Annotated in this window: 10 protein-coding genes and 1 pseudogene; 2 read left to right on the top strand and 9 right to left on the bottom strand. The window is 35.5% G+C overall.

The annotated features are described in order from the left end of the window. Nucleotides 1-67 precede the first annotated feature (67 nt). On the top strand, nt 68-1,378 hold the full coding sequence (locus CP368_RS08155; protein WP_025005460.1) for an APC family permease: 1,311 nt from the start codon (nt 68-70) through the stop codon (nt 1,376-1,378). Nucleotides 1,379-1,395: 17 nt separating this feature from the next. Here CP368_RS08155 and hpt read toward each other — a convergent pair whose 3' ends face one another. The 8 genes from hpt to CP368_RS08195 all read right to left on the bottom strand — a co-directional run bounded on the left by hpt (nt 1,396) and on the right by CP368_RS08195 (nt 8,386). Further along, complete coding sequence (gene hpt / locus CP368_RS08160; protein ID WP_025005459.1) at nt 1,396-1,965, bottom strand: hypoxanthine phosphoribosyltransferase; 570 nt, start codon at nt 1,963-1,965, stop codon at nt 1,396-1,398. Between the two features lie 107 nt (nt 1,966-2,072). Further along, complete coding sequence (locus CP368_RS08165) at nt 2,073-3,434, bottom strand: hemolysin family protein (protein ID WP_087235415.1); 1,362 nt, start codon at nt 3,432-3,434, stop codon at nt 2,073-2,075. A gap of 91 nt (nt 3,435-3,525) precedes the next feature. Continuing rightward, nucleotides 3,526-4,182: a nitroreductase gene (locus tag CP368_RS08170; RefSeq protein WP_087235416.1), complete on the bottom strand. Its 657-nt coding sequence runs from the start codon at nt 4,180-4,182 to the stop codon at nt 3,526-3,528. Between the two features lie 73 nt (nt 4,183-4,255). Further along, nucleotides 4,256-4,522, bottom strand: a complete 267-nt coding sequence (locus tag CP368_RS08175) for a hypothetical protein (protein WP_025005456.1) — start codon at nt 4,520-4,522, stop codon at nt 4,256-4,258. A 126-nt stretch (nt 4,523-4,648) separates the two neighbouring features. Continuing rightward, nucleotides 4,649-5,131, bottom strand: a complete 483-nt coding sequence (locus CP368_RS08180; RefSeq protein ID WP_025005455.1) for a PTS glucose transporter subunit IIA — start codon at nt 5,129-5,131, stop codon at nt 4,649-4,651. A gap of 19 nt (nt 5,132-5,150) precedes the next feature. Next, nucleotides 5,151-5,648 carry a hypothetical protein gene (locus CP368_RS08185; RefSeq protein ID WP_025005454.1) on the bottom strand — a complete coding sequence of 166 codons (498 nt, stop codon included), beginning with the start codon at nt 5,646-5,648 and terminating at the stop codon, nt 5,151-5,153. Next, nucleotides 5,635-6,444: a MurR/RpiR family transcriptional regulator gene (locus CP368_RS08190; protein WP_025005453.1), complete on the bottom strand. Its 810-nt coding sequence runs from the start codon at nt 6,442-6,444 to the stop codon at nt 5,635-5,637. The genes CP368_RS08185 and CP368_RS08190 overlap by 14 nt, the downstream gene beginning before the upstream one ends. Before the next feature lie 61 nt (nt 6,445-6,505). Further along, nucleotides 6,506-8,386 carry an alpha-glucoside-specific PTS transporter subunit IIBC gene (locus tag CP368_RS08195; protein WP_087175933.1) on the bottom strand — a complete coding sequence of 627 codons (1,881 nt, stop codon included), beginning with the start codon at nt 8,384-8,386 and terminating at the stop codon, nt 6,506-6,508. A 525-nt stretch (nt 8,387-8,911) separates the two neighbouring features. Here CP368_RS08195 and CP368_RS08200 point away from each other — a divergent pair. Beyond that, nucleotides 8,912-9,718 carry a Cof-type HAD-IIB family hydrolase gene (locus CP368_RS08200; RefSeq protein WP_087175932.1) on the top strand — a complete coding sequence of 269 codons (807 nt, stop codon included), beginning with the start codon at nt 8,912-8,914 and terminating at the stop codon, nt 9,716-9,718. Here CP368_RS08200 and CP368_RS10815 read toward each other — a convergent pair. Next, nucleotides 9,713-9,897: pseudogene (locus tag CP368_RS10815) on the bottom strand (IS5/IS1182 family transposase); the annotation flags it as partial. The gene CP368_RS08200 and the pseudogene CP368_RS10815 sit on opposite strands and share 6 nt — an antisense overlap.

The following is a 9,897-nucleotide window of genomic DNA, read 5'->3' on the forward strand; positions in this document are numbered from 1 at the left end:
TCGAATAAACAAACTAAAAAGACAATCAACACAGATTTAATTTATATAATACGAGGATGGTGAAAATGTGAAAAGACAAATTTCTTTTGGACAAGCTCTCGCCACAGTAATTGGTTCAGTTATCGGAGCCGGAGTTTTCTTTAAAATTGGAACAATTACGGCCCAAACTGGCAGTAGTTCAACCACAATTTTTGTATGGATATTAGCCGGAATAATTTCGATTGCGTCGGGACTAACAATTTCTGAAATTGCAGCGAGCTTAAAAATTAATGGTGCGATTAAATATTTGGATTATACCTATGGCCGCGTCTGGGGCTTTTTATTTGGCTGGGCACAAATGATTGTTTATTTCCCCGCACAAATTGGAGCATTGAGCTCGATTTTTGGTGTTCAATTTGTTTCACTATTTGGCATTAATGCCAAATATGCCAATCTAATAGCAATCTTTCTTGTATTATTTTTACTAGCTATTAACCTAATTGGCACAAAATTTTCCAGCAAAATGCAGTCAGTTATCACCATCTTAAAAGTGATTCCAATTGTTTTGATTATCATTTGGGGATTCTTCAATCAAAATAAAATTGCAGCTCCCATCTTTCCATTAACAGTTGGAAATAATATTTCTTTTCCTAATGCCATCAGTCAAGGATTACTATCTGCCCTTTTTGCTTTTGAAGGTTGGATCGTTGTCACCAACTTGGCCAATGAGGTCAAAAATCCTGAGAAAGATTTATCCCGTGCAATCATTTTGGGTTTGTCTGCCATTACTTTAATTTATGTTTTAATAAATTATACTTTTTTAACGGTCTTGCCAATTCATGACTTAGTAAACAATAATAATGCTGCCTTTGAGGCTTCGATGAAATTATTCGGTCAATTCGGCGGTAAATTAGTGACTATAGGTATTCTGATCTCCGTTTACGGTGCAGTTAATGCCTTCATGTTAACGGGGATGCGTACACCATATATTCTGGCTCAAGATAATCTTTTACCATTTTCAAATAAAATTGGTAAAGCTAACATTCACACTGGCGTGCCGGTCATGGGAGCATTGATTGTAGATGCAATTGCAATCGTGATGATTTTACTGGGTAACTTCACAGTCTTGACAGATATGCTGGTTTTCGTCATGTGGACCTTTAATACCATGTTAGCTATTGCCGTCATTATTTTAAGAAAACGTGAACCCGAATTACGGCGGCCATTTAAAGTTCCGTGGTACCCAATTATTCCAATCATTTCAATCCTAGGTGGTATCTTTATCGTAGTTTCCACTATTATTAATCAATTCATTTTATCAATCATCGGAATCGGATTAACTTTATTGGGCTTGCCAATCTACTTTTATATGCAAAAACAAAATAAGGAAGAACTTTAACGGTTCTTCCTTATTTTTTATTTATTCACATATTTTTGAATAACTTCAGGCTTTAATACTCCAACATAAGGGATGTTTCTGTACATGTTCAAGAAGTCCAAACCATAACCTACTACAAATTCATTACCAACTTTTGAACCGTAGTATTCAAGGTCAACGTCAACATTTCTGCGAGCTTCCTTATTAAGCATTGCACAACACTTAACGCTCTTCGCACCACGTTTTTTGATTAAATCCTTCATAAACTTCAAGGTCAAACCAGTATCGACAATATCTTCCACAATCAAGACGTCACGATCTTTAACATCTGTGGCTAAATCTGTCACGATCTTGACCTTACCAGTCGATTCAAAACCATCACCGTAACTAGAAACATCGATAAAATCTAATTGATGAGCGACATCCATCTGACGAGTCAAATCTGTTAAGAAATAAATAGCACCCTTTAAAGCACCAACTACTAATGGCTTCTTACCTGCATAATCTTCAGTTAGTTGCTTACCTAAACGGACACACATTTCATGAATGTCATCTTCAGAAAATAATTTATGATCAATAATATCGTTGATATTGTCGGCTTTAACCAATTTACCTACCCCTCAATCCAATTTATGTTTAAAACTCTTATTATTAAGAAATTATAACATCTTTGTACAAAAAAAGCGTCTTAAATGACGCTTCTTCTGAATAGTTTCTATTTCTTACTATTTTCTGTTTTTTCTTTGGCTTTACCTTTAGCATTAATTGGAGCCACGATAAACCAACGCATAAATCCTTGTTCAATACTATCAAGCGTAAATTTATAACCTTCTAGTTCAATCGTTTCACCCTTCTTAAGGTTAGGATAATGTTCCATCATATAACCACCAATAGTAATGATGTCACTATCTTGAAATGCCTTCAGATCTATATGGAAGTAACGTTCAAAGTCATACAAAGTAGTCTTACCAGAAACATGGACATTACCTTCTTTATCTTTGATGATGTAATCATCAGAAACATCATCAATTTCATCTTTTACAGAACCAAAGAGCTCTTCGTAAATATCCTTATCAGTAACAATACCACTTGTACCACCGTATTCATCAACAACCAAAACAATTGGAGTGTGCTTAGAAATCATCAAGTGCAAAATATATTGAATTGGCATTGATTCAGGAACAGTAATGATTGTTCTGATAATTCTAGTTACTGGAACACTGCTATCAACTTGGCTTTGTTGGACAATATCGTAAGCATAGACATATCCTACTACATCATCCTTATCATTATCCCTAACTACTGGAAAACGGCTGTAACCCTCTTCTAAGTATTTTTTAAGGGCATATTCGATAATATCAGTAGAATCAAGGACTGATAAACGTGTTCTATCAGTCATGATATCTTTAGCTACTTTATCGTTTAATTCGAAAGCCCGTTCCATGTATGTGAGGTCTTCTTTATCAAGCGAACCACCATGCACCGCATTACGTGACAACTTAATAATTTCGGATTGAGAATAAACCTCATTTTCTTCATCAGCTGGGGCAAAACCCATTAATTTCAGAATTCCATTAGAACTAGTATTAAGCAGCCATACAAATGGATAAACAACCGTGTGGAAAATATGAAGTGGTGTAACAATTGCCATCATCATCTCTACAGGTTTATCAATAGCAATATTCTTAGGAACGACTTCAGTTAATACAACTTCCAAATAGGTTAAAAGAATCACACCCAAAATCGCACTCACTGACTTAATAAGCGATTCACTCATTGGAGTTAAATGAAATGCATCCGCTAAAATAACAGCAAATGTATCAGCTGAGAACCAACCTAAAACTACTCCGACAAGAGTAGTACCTACTTGTGTGGTTGAAAGATACTCATTCAAATTATGCGTCATGTGAAGCGCACGTTGTAGTTTCTTTTTATTGCCCTGACCCTTAGCCAGCATATCTTCAAGTTTACTAGGTCTGGTTTGTACTAAAGCAAACTCTGCAGCAACAAAGAATGCAGCAACAACAAAAATTAACAAAGTTGCAACTAAATTAGTTGCGATCTGAGCTGGACTCAAAGCATTATCACCTTTTTTATAACTTAATTACTAAAACCTATTTTACCATTTATTAACTATAATAGTTCAGTTTTGCACAAGTGAAATTGGTTTATTTTGTTAACTTATAAATTTTGTCAAAATGCACACGTGCTGGAATAAATTTCGGATCATTAATTTCCGCATTTTTATCGATATAACCGATTGCAATAGCCATACCGACTGCTTCATCTTCAGGAATCTTAGCGTATTTTCTAACAAGATCTGGATAAGAAACCATTGAGTGAGCTGGCATAATCCCCAATCCGCGGTTAATAGCTAAAAGCATGATACTCTGTGCAAAAATACCCAAATCAAATACTGACCAAGCTGGTGATTTCTTAGGTACTGTTAAGAAAATAATAGCTGGGGCATTAAACATTGTTTTGTTAGCATGTGAAAATAATTGCAACTTGTTTCTAAAGAAGAAACTTTGAGATGCACCCATAGTAACCATGTTTCTACTTGGGAAAACATCCCAATCAAGTGACAACATTGAAGCAAAATCTTCATCTGGCTTAATATCATTATCATTATTTTCAATTGAAGCTTGTTTAAATTTCTCTAAGGCATCCCCTACTAACACATATGCTCTCCAAGGCTGTGAATTAAGCAATGATGGTGATTGTTGTGCCTTTTTAATTATTTCGGCAATCGCATTTTCAGGAACTTTTCTATTAGTAAATTTCCGAGTTACATGTTCTTTTTGAAAAACTTCTTTAAAATCCATTGTTATTCTACCCTTCTAAAAAATTACTCTGTTTCATTCATGCATATTATAGTTTAACCGGTCTAGGTTATCTTTACTCTTTTTTGCCCTCAGCTTTTTTTCTTTGAGCTTCAATTTCTTTTAAGTGGGCACTCATTGCTAAATCATTTTTCCTCATAGCTATAAAAGCAGTAATGGTCAGCTCTAATCCGCCTACACAGATTAGTAACAAACCAACCGGAAATAAATATAATGCTCCTTTAGGAATAAACGAGGCTTTAATTACCCAACACAAAATTCCAATCAGCATCAAAATAATTCCTATAAGCACCGCTTTTGTATTTGGTCGATATCTTTTCATTATTTCTCCTCATCTTTTCTCTGCTTCTATCTTAACAAAAAAATCCTAGCTTCACCTTAGAAGCTAGGATTTAAAACTACTTTTTTATTAGTCTTATTAAGATTTTATTTGAGAGAGGGAAAATGACTAATTAAATTCAATAGTTTGTACTTTTTGGGAATGCTTAACAGCACCCTTTTCAATTGGAGTAACTGACTTTACAAGATCCATGTTGGTATAAACTACGATACAACTGTCATCGTAGCCTTTGTCAGTGATCATTTGGAAATCCATTGTGGCTAAAGGCTGACCCTTTTCAACTTTATCGCCTTGGTTAACACTAACTGTAAATGGAGCACCTTTTAATTCAACTGTATCAAGACCTAAGTGAATTAAGATTTCTAATCCATTATTTGTCTTGATTCCAATGGCGTGTTTAGTTGGAAAGAGTGTAGAAATAGTACCGTCAACTGGTGCATAAATTTGATTATCTTGTGGTTTAATTGCAAAACCATCACCCAGCATCTTGGTTGAGAAAACATCATCTTTTACATCAGTAATTGGCATAATGTCGCCATCAACCACTGCATCTACTTCCATACCTTTATTCTTCTTAAAGAAATTAAACATAATTTAAACCTCTAGATTTCTAAAATTCAAGTAACAATATCAACATAAAGCATAGTACCGATAAAACGGCCGCTACCAGTGAGATAGCAATTACTACTGGACTAATATTATCTTGTGTCTTTTTTAAAGTTTTGGCTTTATACATTCCCAAGATGGCTAAAACACCACAGAGCAAGTTGCCAACCAAAATTTGACCAATGAGTTGACTTACCATCAAAAAGCGATAAGTTTGTCGATTAATCAAAAATTGCTTTTTATTTAGCAACAAATAGTAGCCGAGAACAAAGTCAACGATTGCAATAATAGTAACGATTGCCACAGCTGGCTGCTTAATAACGATCATTTTGATCGATTGATCCGACGCACCGCTACGTAACGCTATCAATGCCCAGAATAACAGCGGAGCAATGAATAGGATGTACGAATACCAAGTAAGAATCTTTTTAGTATCCAAATTCATGCTTCTGGTCATTCGATCAAAAAAGTTTTCAACTTTTTGTTTACTAATTGCCCACATTGACTTCTACATCCTCTCCTTGGCTCTGTTGCCAAGCCACATATTCACTAACAAGCAAATCAATCAAATAATATGCTGGAGTAAAGGCTACTTTGCCACTCTTATAATCGGCATCATCAGTAAAGGCAATTGTTGGGAAATAAATATTATGCTGAACAATTGAAGCTAATTTATTCTGTTTCATATTAGTAAATGAAACATATCTAAATTTATCATTTACCAATTCAAGCTTGGTAATTTCCTCATTAATTGTCTCATTATCACCCGTAAATGAAATTACGAATAAGATATCGCCTTTTTTAGCAAAGCGGCTAACCGCCTTTAATTCATCAAGAGCTGACGGTAAAACTGTTGCATGCTTGCCAACTATAAATAGTTCGTGAGCTAGATACTGTGCAATCAGCTCCTGCTGCCAACCAGTTGAATAGATGTAGACTGTACTAGCATCGTCTAGATCATGATATAAGCTATCAAAATCACGTTGCTTAAAATACTTCAAAACGTCATCATTTACTCGACTGAGTTCTCTTGCAAAATTATTTTCAATTTTGATTGGCTTTTGCTTTGATTCAGCCAATTCTGCTAAATCAAATTTCAATTCGCTGTAGCCAGTTAAGCCTAACTTTTTACATAAACGAAATATTGCTGATTCAGATACATAGAGCTTCTTCGCTAATCTTGCAAGGCTTAACTTACTACAGTCTTTCGGATTATTTAAAACAAATTGAATTATCTGTTTTTCAGAATCGTTTAGTTTATTACTATTTTCATAGACCATCGATCTTAAATTTGCCATATTTACCTGTGTCCTTATCAATATATAATTTATATATTAATAATACCACAAGCGCTTACAGTTATAATAATTGTTTCATCTGATCAACAACTTGATCGGCATCCAATCCAACAACAATGTCAATTTCGTTGTTGTCCTTGTGTTGAACTTCATATGAATCTGCGATCTTCTTGAATTCAGAATCTGGAGCAACTTTCTTAGTGTCAAAGACGTGAGTTCTTACTCTAGTTGAGCAAGCAATTACATCCTTAATGTTTTCGCCACCACCAAGAAGGTCAACGATACCTGTAGCTCTCTCAATGTATGGATTATCTTGTTCAGTTGAAACCTTAGCGTCACTGCCGCTTTGTTGCATCAATTGAGTCATTTCGTCCAAAACTTGAGGAACGTCAAGACCAACAATAACTTGTAATGCTTTACCGTGGTGAACAACGTTAACGGCCTTGTTGGCCTTAAATTGTGAGTCTGGAGCAACCTTGCTTGGATCAGCAACAGATACACGTAATCTAGTAGCACATGATGACAATTCAGTAATGTTTGAAGCACCACCTAATAAGTCAAGGTATGCAGTAGCTCTTGCGATGTAAGGGTCGTTTGCATCCTTACCTGCTGCTTTAGCAGCCATCTTTTGCTTGTATTCTTTCTTGTTGATAAGTTTAACGTCTTCATCATCAGCTTCACGACCTGGAGTGATGTAGTTAAACTTCTCAATCATGATCTTAAATACGAAGTAAGTAATAATACCGAAGATAATACCAACGATAAATTGCATTACATATGTATGCCAGTGGTTTTCCCAAAGTGGTAACCAGTTCATTGATGCAATACCAATGGCACCGTCTGACATGAAACCTCTTAAACCAAAGGCCCACATTACAGTGTTCATAGTAGCTGACAATACTGAGTAAATTACCCAAAGTACAGGAGCTGCGAACAAGTAAGTAAAGTCGATAGGTTCAGTAATACCAGCTAATACTGAGGTTAAAGCAGCTGGGATAAGCAAAGCTGAAGTTTGCTTCTTCTTGTTCTTCTTAGCAGTTGCGTAGAAGGCAAGACAGATAAATGGTACTAAGAATACCTTTTCGTTACCGTAAAGTTGGAATCCTTCAACTGAAGCGATTTGTGAAAGTGGTTTAGTACTTGCAGCGTATTCAGCAAGGTGTTTCAACCAGTATGGTTGCAAACCGCCGGCAACAACGGCTGGACCGAATTGGAATGGAATGTATACCAAGTGGTGAAGACCAGTAGGAATCAATACACGGTTCAAGAATTGGTAAATCCAAACACCGATAAATCCACTATCTACGATGAAGTGTTGCATGCTGGTGATACCCAATTGAACTTTTGGCCAGCCCCAGCAAGTAATGAGTGCTAAAGGAATCATTACAAAGAATGCTAAAGCGTAGACATAAGTTGAACCTTGGAAAGTACCAAGCCAGTCAGGCAACTTCTTGTCGAAGTACTTGTTGTGTAACCATACAACGATCAAAGCAACAACCAAGGCACCTAAGATACTAGTGTCAAGAGTCTTGATACCAGCAATGTTAGTTAAACCGTGGTTAGTAGCGTTAGCAACAATTTGAATCTTGTCAAAGTTAGGAATGCCAAATGCTGCACCCCAGTGGGTAAGCATTGCACCGATGAAGTAGTTGTAAGTCAAGTAAGCAATAACTGCTTCCATGGCTGCTCTACCTCTAGCCTTATTAGCTAAACCGATAGGCAAACCTACAGTAAACAAAATACCCTCTTGGTTGAAGACTGTCCAACCACCAGCTGAAATTGTGTCCCAAACTGAGTTCCATGCCGTCCCTGGATTAGCAATTGAGCCAAACAGAGTTGGGTTATTGAATAAGCTTCCTAGAGCTACAACAATACCCGCAAACGAGAACAGCATAACTGGGACGAACATTGCGGCCCCAAACCGCTGAAACTTTTGCATCATAATAATTTACCCCTGAAAGAAAGAATCAAACTAAATCAATTGTTTCTTGTATTACACCTAATCTATTTCACCAAATCTAACTAGTTGCAAGGTGCTCATACAACTAGATCTTATCTAAATATTTCTCCTCTAGATAATTGATTAAGATAGAAAATCTAAGTGATATCAAATTCAGATTTATCTCTATCTCAGCAGCTAGCTTACATTCTTATTTATACCATAGTTTTTCTTTTGTGTAAGCGTTTTTAAAAAAAGCTGAAAAGCTGTTTCAAGGTATTAAAATAATATTTCATCGCCTGAAATATATTTCAGATATTTTTTTAGCATATTTAATCAAATGAAATATTTTTGTGCCTTTTATAGCGTATGTTCAAGTAAAAAGTTTACATGCCAATTTAGTGTGTCAAGAAATATGCTGTTTATTTTATTATTTATATATATATTAAATGTATGCAAAATATTTCATTTTCATACGCTTCATGTTTAGGTATAATGAAAGCGATTACCAAAAATAAGGAGCTCTTTATGGCAATTAAATTTATTGCATTAGATACAGATGGAACTTTGCTTGATTCAAACGGTAAAATCTTACCTAGCACGAAAGAAGCAGTTAAAAAAGCATTAGATCAAGGAATTAAAGTCGCATTATGCTCTGGTCGTCCTATCGCAGGTTTAAAACATTTTATGGATGAATTAGGCATAGTTGGGCCTGATCAATATGCAATCACTCTAAATGGTGCAATTACTATAACTGCAGATGGTCAAGTTATGACTGAAGATTTGGTTTCAAACAAGTTTTATCGCAAAATGTACGATTTCGGTAAGAAACATCACATTCCATTCAATGTCGTATCTCCTGATTCAAAGATCATTACTGGAGATCATGACGTTGATTTGATGATCTACACACAAGCTTACGAAAATTCTGCTACATTATATATTCGCCAGCCGGATGAATTGCCTGCTGATTTTGAAATAGCTAAGGGATGCTTTGTAGGCAAAGAACAATTAATTGATCAATGGGAAGAAAAAATTAGCCAAGAATTTGAAAAGGATTTATATGTAGTTCGCGCTGATTCATGTTTTCTTGAATTATTGCATCCTGGCGTCAGCAAAGGTAACGGCTTAAAGGAATTAACTGAAAAATTAGGAATTAAGCCAGATGAAGTAATGGCAATTGGTGATGAGCGTAACGACTTAACGATGTTTGAATTTGCAGGAACAGCGGTCTGCATGGGTAACGGCAGTCCAGTCGCTAAAGAACACGCTGATTATGTTACTGCTTCAAATGATGAAGATGGTATTAGTACGGCTTTTGAAAAATTCTTATAAACGAAAAGTGTCTGGGAAAAAACTAACTTTCAGATACCAAAAGACGATCAATCCAACTCTTAATTTGAGTTGCTTGACCGTCTTTTTCTTGTTATTTTTATTTTTGTGTAAAGAAGATTGGTCCTTTGACCATCTTCTGTTCCAATATTTGCTTAAATTCATCATCATGAAGGCTATTC

It is taken from the genome of Lactobacillus sp. UMNPBX17 (assembly GCF_002553735.1).
Classification (GTDB): Bacteria; Bacillota; Bacilli; order Lactobacillales; family Lactobacillaceae; genus Lactobacillus; species Lactobacillus gallinarum.

Bases quoted from the DNA above. Each gene is read 5' to 3' on its own strand.
- CP368_RS08170 (WP_087235416.1), bottom strand. From the start codon at position 4,182: ATGGATTTTAAAGAAGTTTTTCAAAAAGAACATGTAACTCGGAAATTT.
- CP368_RS08175 (WP_025005456.1), bottom strand. From the start codon at position 4,522: ATGAAAAGATATCGACCAAATACAAAAGCGGTGCTTATAGGAATTATT.
- CP368_RS08180 (WP_025005455.1), bottom strand. From the start codon at position 5,131: ATGTTTAATTTCTTTAAGAAGAATAAAGGTATGGAAGTAGATGCAGTG.
- CP368_RS08185 (WP_025005454.1), bottom strand. From the start codon at position 5,648: ATGTGGGCAATTAGTAAACAAAAAGTTGAAAACTTTTTTGATCGAATG.
- CP368_RS08190 (WP_025005453.1), bottom strand. From the start codon at position 6,444: ATGGCAAATTTAAGATCGATGGTCTATGAAAATAGTAATAAACTAAAC.
- CP368_RS08195 (WP_087175933.1), bottom strand. From the start codon at position 8,386: ATGATGCAAAAGTTTCAGCGGTTTGGGGCCGCAATGTTCGTCCCAGTT.
- CP368_RS08200 (WP_087175932.1), top strand. From the start codon at position 8,912: ATGGCAATTAAATTTATTGCATTAGATACAGATGGAACTTTGCTTGAT.